The organism is Streptomyces blastmyceticus, from assembly GCF_039521185.1.
Classification (GTDB): Bacteria; Actinomycetota; Actinomycetes; order Streptomycetales; family Streptomycetaceae; genus Streptomyces; species Streptomyces blastmyceticus.
In genome coordinates, this window is record NZ_BAAABW010000021.1 from 135,166 (window position 1) to 149,656 (window position 14,491).

Below are 14,491 nucleotides of genomic sequence, written 5' to 3' on the forward strand. Positions count from 1 at the left end.
TGCCTCGCATTCCAGCGCGGAACGGCCGGGCTGCCAAGGGCCGCGCCGGACGAGCGGAGGCAAAGGGGGCGCACGCGGGCACAGTCGTGGGTGCCGTCGTTCGTGACGAGCCTCTTCGGTCGGTTCGCGGATTGCCCGGTTGAGCGGGCTCGTTGTCACGGCTTCGTCGCGATTGATGGCTTGTCACGGTGACCGTTGCGGAGTCGTACTTCCGCGAAAGGTTCCCACTCGTACATCTGGTGGTCGCGGTTGAGGACGATGAGCTCAACGCTCTCGATACGGGCGGTCGCGGGCTTCGTGACGACTCGTGAGAGGGCGTCGACCACGGGCTGCACCAGGCCGTCGGCGTTGCTGTAGGCGATGGTGACGTGCGGGACGAAGCCGTCCTCCGGCTCCGGCACGTCGGACCTGACGTCACCGATCGCCCCGCGCAGGGCTCGTCGCACGTCTGCCGGAGGCCGGGCGGGCGAGGCCTCCCAGCGGATCGCTTCGGGTGTGATCCCGGGGTGGTGCAGCGTGAGGTCGAAGGCGGGGTGCCCGTCCAATCTCCGAGCTGCCGCGTCGACGACGGCTCGCGCGTCTTTCTCCGGCACCTCGTCGGTGAACCCGAGCCCTTGGGTCGTCAGATGCAGCCACTGATCCGGTACCGGGTCCAGCCCGGGGAGGTTCCGGAGCCCTCGGCGGTAGTCGGCTGCCAGCCGGTGCACATCGGTGGCGTCCCGGAACGTGAAGTGCCACGTATAGAAGCGCCGGCCCACTCGCCAGCCGGGACGCCACCACCAGTGGTCGGCCATGCGGTCGTCGCTCATGGCCCGGATCCAAGCAGCCCGGACCTCGTCCGGCGAGAGGGCGTGCTCCTGTTCAATGCGTGCGCGGGCGGACGGGCGCGCGGGTGGCTGCCTGCCGGGGCCACCACAAGCCCCGGCAGGCGGGCAGCGCGAGCCCGAAGAATGCCCCGCACTGCGCGCACCAGGGCAACCCGTTCTCGGGGTCGGTGGGGCAATCGGCGGCGCAGTGTGGGCACTTCTCCATGGGACCTGCTCTCGGAATCAGGCGCTCAGGTCGAACTCTCCGGCTTTCACAGCGTCGGTGAGCGTCCTCCACGCATCCGCTGTCATCGTGACGATGGTCTCGGGCCGCTCGCTGTCGCGCAACGCCACCACGCCTGGCACATTGACAGCGATTTGAGGGCAGTTGTTGACCCTCTTGTCTCGGCAGGCCGACGCGCTCACGAAGGTGAAGTCGGGGCGGTGGCTCATGTGCCTGTCCTTTCGCTGAATGGCGGGGAGTTTTTCCGCGTGGCGCGCACTGAGCCGAAGTGCGCGCTGATCTCGGTGCGGACGGCCTGTACGCGAGCGGCGTCACCGACGTGTTGCGCCCACTTCAAGGCGTTGTCGAGTACGACGCATTCGGCGCAGGCGGGCTTCGGCGGTCTGGGTGCGGCGGAGGGTCCGCCGCTGAGCGGCTCGGAGACGGCGGGGACTCGCGTGGTGGTACCAGCACCAATGAGTTCTGACCGCCGGGGCCTTCTTGTTCTCGCACCGCTGGGAACGTCGGGTGCGCGAGCCGTCCACCGGCCACAATGATCACGTTGGGTAGCGGCTCAACTGCGAAGCTACTAACAGTTTTTCTGCGAGTCAAGAGAATCTGCGACTACCCTCACTTCGAGTGTTCTGGGAACCTTGGTGCGACCCGAGGGGAGAGTGGGCATGGCCGCAGGCTTTGGGCTGGTCGTACGTTTCACGCTGCATGACGCCGACGCCGCACGCGGTTTCGACGAGTTGGTGGCGCGGACCTTGGAGGGGATCCGGACGTGTGAGCACGGCACAGTGGTGTATGTGAATCACCGCGTGACGGGGGAGCCGAACGTGAGGGTCTTCTATGAGCTGTACGAGGACCGGGCGGCGTTCGACAGTCATGAACAACAGGCGCACACCAGGCACTTCCTCGAGGAGCGCGAGAAGTTCGTCGCCGACACGGAAGTGACATTCCTGGAACAGATCGACGGAAAGGTGTGAAGGGGCCGGTGAGACCCGAAGGGCGGCGTGTGTTCGGCGCGCGGGTGGCGGAGTTGCGTGTCCGGCGCGGCCTGACCCAGCGGGAACTGGCCGACGCCATCGGCCGTACGGCCAGCTGGCTGTCCCAGGTTGAGCGTGGCGTCCAGCCCGTCAACAGACTGGATGTCCTGCACATGCTGGCCGACGGCCTCGGAGTGCCACTGCACGAGTTGCGTCCCGACGCGCCGCCATCGGATCAAGCGGATGAGTCGGCTCCTGAGCCGAATGACCTCGACCGCGCCCGGCTGCTGATCTCGGGCCACCCGGCTCCCGGCACCCTCCTCGACTCCGGGAGTCCGTACGAGGGCCCCTCGTTCGCCGAACTTCGCTCTGCTGTTGACGACGCTTGGTCTCTTGCGCACGGTGACCGGTTCGCGGAGTTGAGCGCATTGCTCAGCTCGCTCATCCCTCATGTGGAACGCGCGGCACGGGCAGTGGAGGAGCGCGACCGTGCTGAGGTGTACGGCTTGCTGGCCCGCGCCTATCAAGCGCTTTCGGCGGCTTTCGTCCGTCAGAACGAGCCGGACGCGGCTTGGGTGGCGGCGGACCGTTCCATTGCCGCCGCGGAACGGTCCGGCCATGTGATGGGCGTCTTCGCGGGAACCTTCCGGCTTGCCCACGCCTTCGTCAGGCTCAAGCGCTACGACCAGGCCGAACATACGGCTCTGTCCGCCGCGAACGCGCTCGGAGCGTACGCGGCGCGCACCGAGGCGCCCTTGCCGGAGGTGCTCTCCCTGCTGGGTTCCTTCCAGCTCGCACTTGCCCTCGTGCATGCACGAACAGGCAACCGTGCGGACGCCCGTCGCGAGACGGCGAACGCCCGTCGAACGGCCGGGCTCCTCCGGGAGGACCGCAATGACCACAACCTGGAATTCGGCCCGACGAACGTCGAGGTCCAGGCGGTCTCCATTGCTGTCGACTTGGGGGATGCCGGTGAAGCGCTCGACATCAGCGAGCGCTTGGACGCCTCCGGTCTCTCCGCGGAACGTCAGGCGCGCCTTGCGCTGGACGTCGGACGAGCGCACGCGCAACTGCGGCATGTGGAAGAGGCGCTCACCTGCTTCCTCGGCGCTGAGCGGCTGTCTCCCGAGATGGTCCGCACGCATGTGGCGGCAAGGGCGGCGATCCGGGACCTGATGCTGATAGTCGGCCGCACGGCCTCTCCTGAGCTGCGGGCGCTCGCGCGGCGCGCGGATGCGATGTCTTGAGACCGATCATGGCGTCCGAAGAGGAAAGGGATGTTCGCTCGATGATGGATCGGAGCACGGCAGTTCCCCCGCGGTCGTTCCGTCTGCTGCGACGGAGGGGTTCGGGCGGCGTGTACGCACGCTTGGCGGAACTCGGTTACAAGCCCGTCCACTTCCGGGAGGAAATCCGTTGCCGGATGCCGTCCGGCGGTGAAGCCGAGCAGCTTGCTCTCTCGCCGGGAACGCCGGTCATTCTGATCTGCCGCACCGCTTTCGCCGAGGGCGTCAAGGCTGTCGAGGTGAACGAGATGACCCTCGACTCGGCTTCGTATGTGCTGGAGTACGAGTTCGATGGTCGGCGCTGACCGGGCTCACTCCCCGAAACAGCCGTCGCCCCTGCACTCCGTTTCCGTGGCAGGCGCCGTCGTCCGCGACGACGGCCGCATGCTCGCGATCCGTCGTGCCGACAACGGGCGGTGGGAGCTGCCGGGCGGTGTGCTGGAGATCGAGGAAGCGCCGGAGGGCGGGGTCCGGCGTGAGGTGCTGGAGGAGACGGGCGTCGAGGTCGAGGTGGGGCGGCTGACAGGCGTGTACAAGAACATGGCGCGTGGGATCGTCGCCCTTGTCTTCCGGTGCCACCCTGTGGGCGGCACCGCTCAGACCTCCGACGAAGCCGCCGCTGTCTCCTGGCTGACGCCCGACGAAGTGGCAGCGTCCATGACGGAGGCGTACGCCGTAAGACTCCTGGACGCGATCGGCGACAACCCGCCATATGTGCGCATCCATGACGGGCAGCGGCTCGTGACGAGCTGAGTCACCTCATCCCCGGGGGAGCCCCCTTCACGCCCCCACCACCCCGTCGATCCCCTCGCGCAAAAGATCCGCGTGCCCGTTGTGGCGCGCGTACTCGTGGATGAGGTGCAGCATCACCAGGCGGAGCGACACATCCGCGTTCCAGCGTGGCTGATGGCCCGTCATGTCCAGGGATTCCGCCGCCAGTTCGATGCGGCGCGCGTGCTCGACCTCCGTCTGCCAGGCGGTGAAGGCCTCCGAGCGGGTGGACGTGGTCGCGTCGTACGCCGCCTGGTAGTCGCCCTCGTCGGACCAGACCAGGGGGACGTCCTCGGCGTTGATCACGCGGCGGAACCAGGTGCGTTCGACCTCCGCCATGTGGCGCACCAGCCCGAGCAGCGTCAGTGTCGACGGTGGCATCGAGCGGCGGCGCAGGTCCTCGTCGGAGAGGCCGTCGCACTTCATGGCGAGCGTCGCGCGGTGGAAGTCGAGGAAGGCGCGCAGCGTTTCCCGCTCGCCGCCGGTGAGGGGCGGCCCTGTGCGGTCGGTGGTTTCCATGGTTTGATCCTTTCGCCGGCGAAAGGGCTCACCTTAAGTCGCACGTGAGGTGTCGCGCCGCTCTATTTCCGGTAGAGCGCCCGGCACCGGGCAATATCGACCGGCCCCTCCTCCGGCAGCGGCAGGAAGTGGTCCACCTGCCACGCCTGTGTGCTGCGCGCCGTGCGGTTCGGTGCGGTGACCCACGGCGCGTAGACGCGGAAGGCGCGCTTCCCGCCGGTGCCGTCGGTCGAGACGATGTCCCGTTCGCGGAGGACTTCGCGCGGGAAGACGAACTGGCCGAAGCCGTGGTCGTCGCGGGTGCTGATGACGAAGAGGTCGACGGGGTCCGCCGCGTCGAAGGGCTGGATCGGTCCGCCCGGGGACCGCTTCCACACGGTGACGAACTGACCGGCCTTGGTCGGCGTCGTCTTGGCCGCGCGGAACCTGACGGAGAGCCTGTCCAGGGTGAAGGCGCACGCCCCGTACTCCGCGCTCTCGGCCTCGGGCACCGGCTCGGAGCAGGTGAATCCGCTCGGGTCGTACGCCAGCGCCTTCGCCGCGAGCAGGTCGGGGTGCGGGCGGGGTGCGGGGGTGGTGGTCATGCCCCCATCCTGCCCGCAGGGCGTCAGCCCTCGAAATGCAGTGTGATCCCGCCGCCCGGCAAGGTCTCCACGCGTACCCGCGTCAAGTCCGCCACCGCGACATCCGGCGCGTGGGCCGCCGCGCGCGGGCCGATGCCCACGACGCGCATGCCGGCCGCCTTGCCCGCCGTGATGCCCGCCTCGGAGTCCTCGAAGACGATGCAGTCCTCGGGGGCGAAGCCGAGGTGGGCGGCGCCCTTGAGGAAGCCCTCGGGGTCGGGCTTGCTGGCGCCCACGGACTCCGCGGTGACCCGGACGTCCGGCATCGGGAGGTCCGCCGCGCCCATGCGGGCCTCGGCGAGGCCGCGGTCGGCGGAGGTGACCAGGGCGTGGGGGAGGCCGGCGAGGGCGGCCATGAAGCCGACGGCGCCCGCGATCGGCACGACGCCGGTGACGTCGGCGGTCTCGGCCGCGAGCATGCGGCGGTTGTCGGCGTGGTTCAGCTCCATCGGGCGGTCCGGGAGCAGGACGGCCATGGTCGCGTAGCCCTGGCGGCCGTGCACGACCTTCAGCACCTCGGCGGCGTCCAGGCCCTGCTCCTCGGCCCAGGCGCGCCAGCAGCGCTCGACCACGGCATCGGAGTTGACGATCGTCCCGTCCATGTCCAGGAGCAGGGCGCGGGCGGTGAGCGTGGTCATCGGCTACTCCAGGGCGCGGGAGAGAAGACAAGCGGCTCCGCCCGCCGGTCAGGGAATACGGGCGGAGCCACTTTGTTCCTTAACGATACAAAAACTACCCCGGAACCTCCAACAGGCCAGGTCCAGCCTTGATCACCGGGGGTCCGAGGCGGGGTCGGGGGCAGGAGGGAAAACAGCCAATGGGCTACCCCGGCTATCCGGGCGCGCCGATCCGGAACACGATGGGAAGCGGACAGCCGGCAGCCGCACCCCAGGAGCCAGCCCATGGCGGACGAGACCCCGGCCCCCTCCGCGGCCGCCGCGGAGCCCGCGGCCGTACCCGGCGCGGGTCAGCCCCGGCGCACCGTGCTCGTCGCGATCGGCGCGCTGCTGCTCGGCATGCTGCTGGCGGCCCTGGACCAGACGATCGTCTCCACCGCGCTGCCCACCATCGTCAGCGACCTCGGCGGCCTCGACCACCTCTCCTGGGTCGTCACCGCCTACATGCTCGCGTCCACGGCCGCGACCCCGCTGTGGGGCAAGCTCGGCGACCAGTACGGGCGCAAGAAGCTCTTCCAGACGGCCATCGTCATCTTCCTCGTGGGCTCCGCGCTGTGCGGCCTCTCCCGCAACATGGGGGAGCTCATCGCCTTCCGCGCCCTGCAGGGCCTGGGCGGCGGCGGGCTGATGGTGCTGTCGATGGCGATCGTCGGCGACATCGTGCCGCCGCGCGACCGCGGCCGCTACCAAGGGCTGTTCGGCGCCGTCTTCGGCGGGACGAGCGTGCTCGGCCCGCTGCTCGGCGGGCTCTTCGTCGACCACCTGAGCTGGCGCTGGGTCTTCTACATCAACCTGCCCATCGGCGTCGTCGCGCTCGGCGTGATCGCCGCCGTCCTGCACATCCCCGTCCGCCGCACCCCGCACCGCATCGACTACCTCGGCACCCTCCTCATCGCCGTCGTCGCCACCTGCCTGGTGCTGATGACCTCGCTCGGCGGCGTCAGCTACCCCTGGTCGTCCTGGCAGATCATCGGCCTCGGGGTGCTGGGCGTGGCGCTGCTGGTGCCGTTCGTGCTCGTGGAGCGGCGCGCGGCGGAGCCCGTACTGCCGCTGAAGCTGTTCCGGATCCGGACGTTCGCGCTCTGCTCCGTGATCGGCTTCGTCGTCGGCTTCGCCATGTTCGGCTCCATGACCTACCTGCCGACCTTCCTCCAGGTCGTGCAGGGCGTCTCGCCCACCCTGTCCGGGGTGCACATGCTGCCGATGGTGGCGGGGATGCTGATCTCCTCCACCGCCTCCGGGCAGATCGTCAGCCGCACCGGCCGCTACAAGGTCTTCCCCATCGCCGGGACGGGGCTGACCGCCATCGGCCTGCTCCTGCTGCACCGGCTGGAACCGGCCAGCAGTACCGGCGAGATGAGCGTCTATTTCTTCGTCTTCGGCTTCGGGCTCGGCCTCGTCATGCAGGTGCTCGTGCTGATCGTGCAGAACTCCGTGGGCTACGAGGACCTGGGCGTCGCCACCTCCGGCGCCACGTTCTTCCGGTCCATCGGCGCGTCCTTCGGCGTCTCCATCTTCGGCACGATCTTCACCAACAAGCTCGGGCCCCGCATCGCCGACGCCCTCGCGGGCGCGCACCTGCCGCCCGGCGTCACCCCGGGGCAGCTCAAGTCCGACCCGCGCGCCGTCTCCGCGCTGCCCGCCGGGCCCCGGGCGGGGGTCCTCGACGCCTACTCCACGTCGATCACCGACGTCTTCCTCTACGCGGTGCCCGCCGTGCTCGTGGCCTTCGCCCTCGCCTTCTTCCTCCGCGAGGAGCCGCTGCGGGGCAGCGTCACCGCCCCCGACACCAGCGAGGTCCTCTCCAGCAACCCCGTCGAACGCACCTCCCACGAGGAGTGCGCCCGCGCGCTGTCCCTCCTCGGCAGCCGCGAGGGCAAGCGCCGGATCTACGAGGAGATCACCGAACGGGCGGGGTTCGACCTCAAACCCGCCGCGAGCTGGATGCTGCTCCGCATGAACCGCTACGGATCCGCCGAACCCGCCCTGCTCGCCGAGCGCGTGGACATCCCCTTGCGGATCATCACCGAGGCGGCGGCGCAGCTGGAGTCGCGGGGCCTGGCCGTACGCGAAGGGCTGCCGCTGATCCTCACCGACGAGGGGCGGCAGGTCGCCGAACGCCTCTTCCGCGCCCGCGAGGAATCGCTCGCGGACCTCCTGGGCGACTGGTGGTCGAAGGACCGCCCCACCGACCTCCAGCAGCTCGTGCGCGAACTCAACGCGGAGCTGTGCGGCTCCGACTCCGAGCAGCCCCACAACGGCCCCGCGAAGCGGGACCACGACCCGCGCCCGTGATCACAGCTCCTTGCCGAGCCAGACCTCGGTGTACGGGCCCTCGTTGTACCGCGGGATGTGCGTGAAACCGTGGCGGAGGTAGAGCGCCACCGCCTCCACCAGATCCTTCCGGGTGTCCAGCACGATCCGCTCCGCGCCCCGCTCACGGGCCACCGCCTCGGCCGCCGTGAGCAGCGCGGACGCCCCGCCGAGGCCCCGCTTCGCGGGCCGTACGTACATCCGCTTCAGCTCGGCCGTCCGCCCGTCCAGCATCCGCAGGCCCAGGCAGCCGCCCTGCTCGCCGCCGTGCCGCCCCACCAGCAGCACACCGCGCGGCGGTGCGAGGTCGTCACTGGGGTCCTCGGCGAGATAGCCGTCGATCTCCTCGGCCGTGCACCGGCGGCCGTCGTGCAACAGGTGCCAGCGGTCGGCGACGTCGGTGAGGTACTCCCGCAACAACTCGGCGGAGGCGGGCGCCCCGACGGGCTGCGGCGCGATGTCCCACACCCGGGGGACGCGACGGTCATCGGTCGTGCGTTCGGTCATGCGGGCATGGTGGCACGCGGCCGATCTCCCGCGGCGGCCTTTTTCCGGCGGCACGAACCCGCCGTTGGAGGTGACAGGCGTCCGGATCCGGCCAGTTGTGGGACCTTGTCAGGTGACCTGGGGGTGACATGCGTCTGTTCTTCAGGACTCAGTAAGGTCTCAAACAGCCCTACGAGGGTGACCGAGCCGGGGCGACTGGAGGAGCTGCGGGGCGTGGCGAATGCACAGAGGGGCGGCCTCGGGAGCCTGCCCGGCGCGGGGTCACGGACGGTCCTGGCTCTGGCCGCACTGTGGTTGCTCGCGGGGATACTGGCCGTCCGTCAGGCCGCGGTGGTGCTCCGCCTCCCCCCTGAACGCCGCCTGACCGACCTCGAACGCTGGATCGGTGACAACGGTGTCCTCCATGTGAAGGGCTCGCTCTACGACACCGACAAGTTCACCGGTACGCCCTTCGCCGGGCTCGTGCTCAAACCGCTGACCAAGGCCGCGGAACAGAGCCTCGGCATCGGCTGGACGCTCGGCACCCTGCTGCTCGTCGTCGCCCTCGCCCTCGTCGCCGCCCGCTCGCTGCCCGCCCCGGTCACCCGCCGCACCGCCCTGCTCGCCACCCCCGCGGCGATCATCCTGGCCGTGCTCTCGCTGCCCGTACGCAACACCTTCACCCTCGGCCAGACCAGCATCATCCCCGTGCTGCTGGTGCTCCTGGCCTGCTGCCTGCCGCGCCTGGCCCGCGGCTCCGGGCCCGCCTCCGGGATCCTCGTCGGCGTCGCCGCGGCGCTCCAGCCCGCCGTGCTGCTCTTCGCCGTGCTGCTCTGGCTGACCGGGCGGCGCCGCGCCGCCGCCGCGTCCGGCGTCACCTTCGCCGTCGGCACGGCCGTCGCCTGGCTGGCCATGCCGGACGACTCATGGACGTACTGGTTCCACCACATCGCCGGGGCCGGCCTCGGCGAGGCGCCCGACGGCCTCGCCAACCAGTCCCTGCACGGGCTGCTGTTGCGCATCGGCCTGCACGGCCCCGCCGAGCTCGTGCTCTACGGCCTGCTCGCCGTCGCCGTCGCCGTGCTCGGCCTGCGCCGTGCCGCCCGCTACGCCCTCGACGGCCAACTGCTCCTGGCCACCGCCCTCACCGGCTGCGTCGCGGTCGCCGTCTCGCCCACCGCCTGGCAGCACCAGCAGCTGTGGATCCTGCTCGCCGTCGTCGGCCGGGTCGGCAGGCGCCGCGCCGACCGGCTCGTCTGGCCCGTTCTGGTCGTCCTCGTGATGACGCTGACCAGCACGGTCCTCATGCCCGACAACCCCTTGCTGCGGCCACTCGGCGACAACGCGCCGCTGCTCGCCGCACTCATCGCCGCCTGCGCGGTGCCCTTCCTGCCGCGCACGTCACCGCTGTGGGACCGGCCGCTGCCGACGCCCGCGACCGAGCCGCAGCCGGGCCGGTTCTCCTGGGTGCCGCTGTTCCGCTTCTGGAAGCGGCCGTTGAGCCGGCCGAACGTCTTCCTGGAGCTGATGCTGATACGGGTCGGCTACTGGGCGTACTCCTTCATCCGCGCCAACGCGCCCGACGAGCGGACCCTCGCGGAGTCCCACGGCCGGCAGATCCTCGGCGCCGAGGAGTTCCTGCACATCGACGTCGAGCACCGCTTCAACCACTTCGTGGCGGGCGTCGACTGGCTCGCCGACAGCATGGACTACTACTACGGCACCTTCCACTTCCTGGTGCCGGTCTCCCTGCTCGGCTATCTCTACGTGCGCCGCCCGGGCACCTACCGCTGGGCCCGCACGGCGCTGTCCATCGCGACGCTGATGGCGCTCGTCGGCTTCTGGGCCTACCCGCTGGCCCCGCCGCGCCTGATGCCGGGCCGCGGCTTCATCGACACCGCCAACGGCCCGCAGGACCTCGCCAACCCCGACTTCGGCGCGCTCACCGATCTCTCCAACCAGTACGCGGCCATGCCGTCGCTCCACATCGGCTGGTCCCTGTGGTGCGGCGTCGTGATCGCGGTGGTGGCGCCCAAGGTGTGGATGAAGTGGCTGGGAATGCTCTACCCGTTGATGACCTTCTCCGTCATCGTCGGCACCGCCAACCACTACGTCCTGGACGCGGCCGGCGGCGCGTTCGTGGTCATGTCGGGCTTCGCCGTCCAGTACGCGCTGACCGGGCCCGGCCGCCGGGCGCCGGGGAGGGTGCCGGGGGCGCGGAGCGAGAGCGACGCGCTGGCCGCCGCGGAGGCGGCGGAACCGGCGCGGTCCAAGGGCTGAACGCTCCCGCCCCGCTCGGCCCCGGAGGTCAGCTGGTGACGGTGATCTGCTGGGACGGGTCCGTGACGTCCGTGACCTGGTAGGTCGCGTTGAACACCGAGGACGTCGCCGCCGTCGGGCAGCCGAATCCGCCGGTGACCTGCACCGGGACCGTGCCGTCCGTGACGGTGAGGGTGGACGGCGAGCCGTTGGCGAAGGTCGTGTTCAGGTTGGCCGCCGCGGCGGGCGCCGCCGTCACCGTGCAGTTGGCCAGGCCGGCGGTCTGCAGGACGAAGCCGCCGCTGGGGATGGTGAGGGTGGCGGCGGGCGTGTCCGCGTTCTGCATGGCCACGCCCCAGGCGCCGGAGGTCGTGACGGATACGGTCACGCCCGGGAGGTTGGCGGTGCACGAGGAGTACGTGGGCGAGTTGAGGCTGCTGACGACCGGGCCCGCGTCGTTGTGGTTGCCGGGGGCGCTCGGTATCTGGTTGCTCGCGTCCCCGCCGCCCGCGGTCGGCTGCGAGGTGGAGACGTTACAGGTCACGGTCACGGAACCGGCCGTGAACGTGGCGCTCCCCGTGAGCGTCGCCGCGAAGTAGTGCCCCGCGGGCGTGACGGTCGTCGGCCCCGCGTCATCGACACTCCGCGCGTCGGCGGTCCCCGCACCGCCCAACCCGAGCGTGGCGACGAACGCGAGCCCGGCTCCGGAGGCGAGCAGGGCACGGCTGCGGAATCTACGAGCGGTCATCGGAACTCCTCTGGTGCGGAAGGTGGGGACGGGGCTGGTGGTCGACGTCCCGGACGGGGCCGGACCTGGGCGGCTGCTGTGCCGGTGTCCACGGCCCGATCTCGGCCGAGGGCCCGGCGGGCGGCCGGGCCGCGGGAGTTGGCGGGCCGGTGCCGGGTGGGTTCGGCGGGGGTGGGGGCGGGGTGCCGGGCGGAGGGGTGGCGGGTGCGTCGGGCGCAGGGCCTCCGGCGGTAGGGCCACCCCAGGCCGGTCCGGGCTCGGCGTCCGGGCCGCCGGCCGCGGGGCCGTCCGGGCTGCCGGGGCCTCCGGCGGCAGGGCTGCCGCCCGGTACCCCGGGCTCGCTGATCGGTCTCTCGCCGGCGTCAGCCGGCTGCGGCAGCGGTTGCCAGGCGAAGACCATCGCTCCGCCGACCACCCCCATGAGCGTGCCGATCAGGAAGCCGCCGAGGTTGGACATCACCAGCGTGGCCGCCGCGACCATGACGGTGACGATCCCGGCGAGGGTCCGGTACTGCGGTGCGAACCACGCGCTGAGGCCCATCACGATCATGACCAGGCCCATGAGGACCGACGGGATGCCCGCGATCCCCTGGTGCAGCATGACCTTCAGTGGCGCCAGCGGAATGGCGCAGATCTCCGCCCCGGCGAGCACGGCCGCCAGCCCGCCCCAGAACGGCCGCCCCTTGCGCCACTGGCGCCACGCCGCCCAGGGGTGCCGCCGTGGCCGGCCGGACTCGATGCCGGCCGCCACGTCAGAAGCACTCCTGCTTGCCCTTGGCGATGCTCATGCTCAGGCCGGAGAGGGTGAAGGTGCCCGCGTTGGTCGCCCAGGCGACCTGCCGCATGTCGTTGATCTTCACATGGTCCGCCTGCTGGGCGAAGAGGTCCTGGAGGCCCTGCGCGCCCTTCGGCCCCTTGTCGACCGTGGAGGCGTCGCGCCCGATCTCGATGTTCTTGAACTCGGCGTTGCCGCTGAGCTGCGTGGCGTCCAGGAACAGGTCGGACGCCTTGACCGGGTCCTTGCCCCGGCCGGCGTGCAGGTTCAGCGAGATGTCGCCGATCAAGGGGAGATGGGTGACCACGGACTGGCACAGGTCCTTGATCTCCGCCTTCTTGACCGCGGTGACGGCCACGGGCAGCAGCTGGCCCCGGACGTTGGTGTCGATGCTGCCGTACTGCGCGAAGCCATCGCCGTCCAGATTGCCGGCGCTGACCTTGAACTCCTGCCCCGACACGGCGAACGAGGCCGCCAGTGCCCCGTCGGCGAGCGCGATGGCGAGCGCGGCCGTGGCCGCGAAGCCGGGCACGGCCAGCACGGCGAACTTCCGCCACCTGACGCGTCCCGTCACCTGTCTTCCTTGGGCGTCCTTCATGCGATGTCCTCTCGGAGAGCCGCGTGTGAGCGGGTGAGTGGCGTGACGAACGTGCCTGGCCCGGAGGTGTACCCGAGAGTAAGTCCACCGGTGTCCACGGGCAAGGTCTTGGTACGGACCGATTCCGGTCCAGGCAAAGGAAGTTGACTGGACGTCAGTGAGTGGGCCCGCTACGCGTAGCGCACCCGCAGTTCCTTGATGCCGTTCAGCCACGCCGACCTCAACCGCCGTGGTTCACCGGCGAGTTCGATGTCCGGCGCCGCGTCCGCGATCGCGTTGAAGACGAGGTCGATCTCCAGCACCGCCAGCGACTTGCCCAGGCAGAAGTGCGGACCGCCGCCACCGAAGCCCAGGTGGGGGTTCGGGTCCCGGGTGATGTCGAAGACCTCGGGCCGCTCGAAGACCTCGGGGTCGTTGTTGGCGGAGGCGTAGAAGATGCCCACCCGCTGCCCCGCCCCGACCGCCGCGCCCCCGAGCTCCGTGTCGCGCGTCGCCGTCCGCTGGAAGGAGACGACCGGCGTCGCCCACCGTACGATCTCCTCCGCCGCCGTCGCGGGCCGCTCGCGCTTGAAGAGCTCCCACTGCCCGGGGTGGGTGAGGAAGGCGTGCATGCCGTGGCTGATGGCGTTGCGGGTGGTCTCGTTGCCCGCGACGGCCAGCAGCAGCACGAAGAAGCCGAACTCCTCCGAGGCGAGATTGCCCTCGTCCTCCGCGGCCACCAGCCGGCTGACGATGTCCCGGGCCGGACACTTCTTGCGCTCGGCGGCCAGGTTCATCGCGTAGGAGATGAGCTCCATCGCGGCCGTCGCGCCGACCTCCTCGGTGATGGCCAGCTCGGGGTCGTCGTACGCGATCATCTTGTTGGACCAGTCGAAGATCCGCGCCCGGTCGCCCTGGGGGACGCCGACGATCTCCGCGATGGCCTGGAGCGGGAGCTCGCAGGCGATGTCCGTGACGAAGTTGCCGCCGCCCCGCTCCAGGGCCTCCGCCACGATCGCCCGCGCGCGCCCGCGCAGCGCGCCCTCCAGGGCCCGGACCGAGCGCGGGGTGAAGCCGCGCTGGACGATCTGGCGCACGCGGGTGTGCTCGGGCGGGTCCATGTTGAGCATGATGAGCCGCTGTACGTCGATCTGTTCGCGCCGGATGTGCTCGTGGAAGCGGATGACGGCCGTGTTGGCGGCGGAGGAGAAGACCTCCGGCCGGGTGGAGACCTCCCTGACGTCCGCGTGCCGGGTGACCACCCAGTAGCCGTCGTCGTCGAAGCCCGCGACGCCGTGCGGCTGGGCGTTCCACCAGACCGGTGCCGTACGCCGCAGGGCGGCGAATTCCGGGAGCGGCACCCGCTGTTCGTAGAGGCCGGGGTCGGTGAAGTCGAACCCTCCGGGCAGCGCTGGACAGGACATCGGCCACCACCTCCG

At 70.6% G+C, this 14,491-nt stretch carries 16 protein-coding genes; 6 read left to right on the top strand and 10 right to left on the bottom strand.

What is annotated here, in order from left to right; all coding sequences use genetic code 11:
• Window positions 1-155: 155 nt before the first annotated feature.
• Together ABD269_RS19365 and ABD269_RS19370 are read right to left on the bottom strand one after the other, a co-directional pair.
• Entirely contained in the window at window positions 156-809 is a 654-nt protein-coding gene (locus ABD269_RS19365; RefSeq protein WP_344119410.1) for a 2'-5' RNA ligase family protein, read from the bottom strand.
• A gap of 240 nt (window positions 810-1,049) precedes the next feature.
• Window positions 1,050-1,259 carry a DUF397 domain-containing protein gene (locus tag ABD269_RS19370; RefSeq protein WP_344119412.1) on the bottom strand — a complete coding sequence of 70 codons (210 nt, stop codon included), beginning with the start codon at window positions 1,257-1,259 and terminating at the stop codon, window positions 1,050-1,052.
• A gap of 450 nt (window positions 1,260-1,709) precedes the next feature.
• Between ABD269_RS19370 and ABD269_RS19375 the strand changes: the two genes are divergently transcribed.
• The 4 genes from ABD269_RS19375 to ABD269_RS19390 are packed head-to-tail and all read left to right on the top strand — an operon-like array spanning window position 1,710 to window position 4,057.
• Window positions 1,710-2,018 (top strand): putative quinol monooxygenase, encoded by a 309-nt coding sequence (locus ABD269_RS19375; RefSeq protein ID WP_301887689.1) that lies wholly within the window; start codon window positions 1,710-1,712, stop codon window positions 2,016-2,018.
• A gap of 8 nt (window positions 2,019-2,026) precedes the next feature.
• Window positions 2,027-3,265 carry a helix-turn-helix domain-containing protein gene (locus ABD269_RS19380; protein ID WP_344119414.1) on the top strand — a complete coding sequence of 413 codons (1,239 nt, stop codon included), beginning with the start codon at window positions 2,027-2,029 and terminating at the stop codon, window positions 3,263-3,265.
• Between the two features lie 41 nt (window positions 3,266-3,306).
• Window positions 3,307-3,609 carry a UTRA domain-containing protein gene (locus tag ABD269_RS19385; RefSeq protein ID WP_425572933.1) on the top strand — a complete coding sequence of 101 codons (303 nt, stop codon included), beginning with the start codon at window positions 3,307-3,309 and terminating at the stop codon, window positions 3,607-3,609.
• On the top strand, window positions 3,596-4,057 hold the full coding sequence (locus tag ABD269_RS19390; protein WP_301887691.1) for an NUDIX hydrolase: 462 nt from the start codon (window positions 3,596-3,598) through the stop codon (window positions 4,055-4,057). The genes ABD269_RS19385 and ABD269_RS19390 overlap by 14 nt, the downstream gene beginning before the upstream one ends.
• A gap of 27 nt (window positions 4,058-4,084) precedes the next feature.
• On the opposite strand, the gene ABD269_RS19395 is transcribed toward ABD269_RS19390, so the two are convergent.
• The 3 genes from ABD269_RS19395 to ABD269_RS19405 form a co-directional block, all read right to left on the bottom strand.
• The gene (locus ABD269_RS19395) at window positions 4,085-4,594 is read right to left on the bottom strand and encodes a DinB family protein (RefSeq protein WP_344119417.1); all 510 of its coding nucleotides are present in this window, start codon (window positions 4,592-4,594) and stop codon (window positions 4,085-4,087) included.
• Between the two features lie 62 nt (window positions 4,595-4,656).
• Window positions 4,657-5,178: a MepB family protein gene (locus tag ABD269_RS19400; protein ID WP_344119419.1), complete on the bottom strand. Its 522-nt coding sequence runs from the start codon at window positions 5,176-5,178 to the stop codon at window positions 4,657-4,659.
• A gap of 23 nt (window positions 5,179-5,201) precedes the next feature.
• The gene (locus ABD269_RS19405) at window positions 5,202-5,855 is read right to left on the bottom strand and encodes an HAD-IA family hydrolase (RefSeq protein ID WP_344119421.1); all 654 of its coding nucleotides are present in this window, start codon (window positions 5,853-5,855) and stop codon (window positions 5,202-5,204) included.
• A gap of 264 nt (window positions 5,856-6,119) precedes the next feature.
• On the opposite strand from ABD269_RS19405, the gene ABD269_RS19410 reads away from it, so the two are divergent.
• Complete coding sequence (locus ABD269_RS19410) at window positions 6,120-8,189, top strand: MFS transporter (RefSeq protein WP_344119423.1); 2,070 nt, start codon at window positions 6,120-6,122, stop codon at window positions 8,187-8,189.
• On the opposite strand, the gene ABD269_RS19415 is transcribed toward ABD269_RS19410, so the two are convergent.
• Window positions 8,190-8,714: a GNAT family N-acetyltransferase gene (locus tag ABD269_RS19415; protein WP_344119425.1), complete on the bottom strand. Its 525-nt coding sequence runs from the start codon at window positions 8,712-8,714 to the stop codon at window positions 8,190-8,192.
• 213 nt (window positions 8,715-8,927) lie between these two features.
• Here ABD269_RS19415 and ABD269_RS19420 point away from each other — a divergent pair, with 213 nt between their 5' ends.
• A complete protein-coding gene (locus tag ABD269_RS19420; RefSeq protein ID WP_425572926.1) occupies window positions 8,928-10,973 on the top strand; it encodes a bifunctional glycosyltransferase 87/phosphatase PAP2 family protein in 2,046 nt (681 codons plus the stop codon).
• A gap of 28 nt (window positions 10,974-11,001) precedes the next feature.
• Here ABD269_RS19420 and ABD269_RS19425 read toward each other — a convergent pair whose 3' ends face one another.
• The 4 genes from ABD269_RS19425 to ABD269_RS19440 form a co-directional block, all read right to left on the bottom strand.
• On the bottom strand, window positions 11,002-11,700 hold the full coding sequence (locus ABD269_RS19425) for a hypothetical protein (protein ID WP_344119427.1): 699 nt from the start codon (window positions 11,698-11,700) through the stop codon (window positions 11,002-11,004).
• Window positions 11,687-12,451 carry a DUF6114 domain-containing protein gene (locus tag ABD269_RS19430; protein ID WP_344119429.1) on the bottom strand — a complete coding sequence of 255 codons (765 nt, stop codon included), beginning with the start codon at window positions 12,449-12,451 and terminating at the stop codon, window positions 11,687-11,689. The genes ABD269_RS19425 and ABD269_RS19430 overlap by 14 nt, the downstream gene beginning before the upstream one ends.
• A gap of 1 nt (window position 12,452) precedes the next feature.
• Window positions 12,453-13,073 (bottom strand): DUF6230 family protein, encoded by a 621-nt coding sequence (locus ABD269_RS19435; protein ID WP_344119431.1) that lies wholly within the window; start codon window positions 13,071-13,073, stop codon window positions 12,453-12,455.
• A gap of 170 nt (window positions 13,074-13,243) precedes the next feature.
• A complete protein-coding gene (locus tag ABD269_RS19440) occupies window positions 13,244-14,476 on the bottom strand; it encodes a cytochrome P450 (RefSeq protein ID WP_344119433.1) in 1,233 nt (410 codons plus the stop codon).
• Between the last annotated feature and the right edge of the window lie 15 nt (window positions 14,477-14,491).

Coding starts and splice junctions, on each gene's coding strand:
- ABD269_RS19365 (WP_344119410.1), bottom strand. CDS start 809: ATGAGCGACGACCGCATGGCCGACCACTGGTGGTGGCGTCCCGGCTGG.
- ABD269_RS19370 (WP_344119412.1), bottom strand. CDS start 1,259: ATGAGCCACCGCCCCGACTTCACCTTCGTGAGCGCGTCGGCCTGCCGA.
- ABD269_RS19375 (WP_301887689.1), top strand. CDS start 1,710: ATGGCCGCAGGCTTTGGGCTGGTCGTACGTTTCACGCTGCATGACGCC.
- ABD269_RS19385 (WP_425572933.1), top strand. CDS start 3,307: ATGATGGATCGGAGCACGGCAGTTCCCCCGCGGTCGTTCCGTCTGCTG.
- ABD269_RS19390 (WP_301887691.1), top strand. CDS start 3,596: ATGGTCGGCGCTGACCGGGCTCACTCCCCGAAACAGCCGTCGCCCCTG.
- ABD269_RS19395 (WP_344119417.1), bottom strand. CDS start 4,594: ATGGAAACCACCGACCGCACAGGGCCGCCCCTCACCGGCGGCGAGCGG.
- ABD269_RS19400 (WP_344119419.1), bottom strand. CDS start 5,178: ATGACCACCACCCCCGCACCCCGCCCGCACCCCGACCTGCTCGCGGCG.
- ABD269_RS19405 (WP_344119421.1), bottom strand. CDS start 5,855: ATGACCACGCTCACCGCCCGCGCCCTGCTCCTGGACATGGACGGGACG.
- ABD269_RS19410 (WP_344119423.1), top strand. CDS start 6,120: ATGGCGGACGAGACCCCGGCCCCCTCCGCGGCCGCCGCGGAGCCCGCG.
- ABD269_RS19415 (WP_344119425.1), bottom strand. CDS start 8,714: ATGACCGAACGCACGACCGATGACCGTCGCGTCCCCCGGGTGTGGGAC.
- ABD269_RS19425 (WP_344119427.1), bottom strand. CDS start 11,700: ATGACCGCTCGTAGATTCCGCAGCCGTGCCCTGCTCGCCTCCGGAGCC.
- ABD269_RS19435 (WP_344119431.1), bottom strand. CDS start 13,073: ATGAAGGACGCCCAAGGAAGACAGGTGACGGGACGCGTCAGGTGGCGG.
- ABD269_RS19440 (WP_344119433.1), bottom strand. CDS start 14,476: ATGTCCTGTCCAGCGCTGCCCGGAGGGTTCGACTTCACCGACCCCGGC.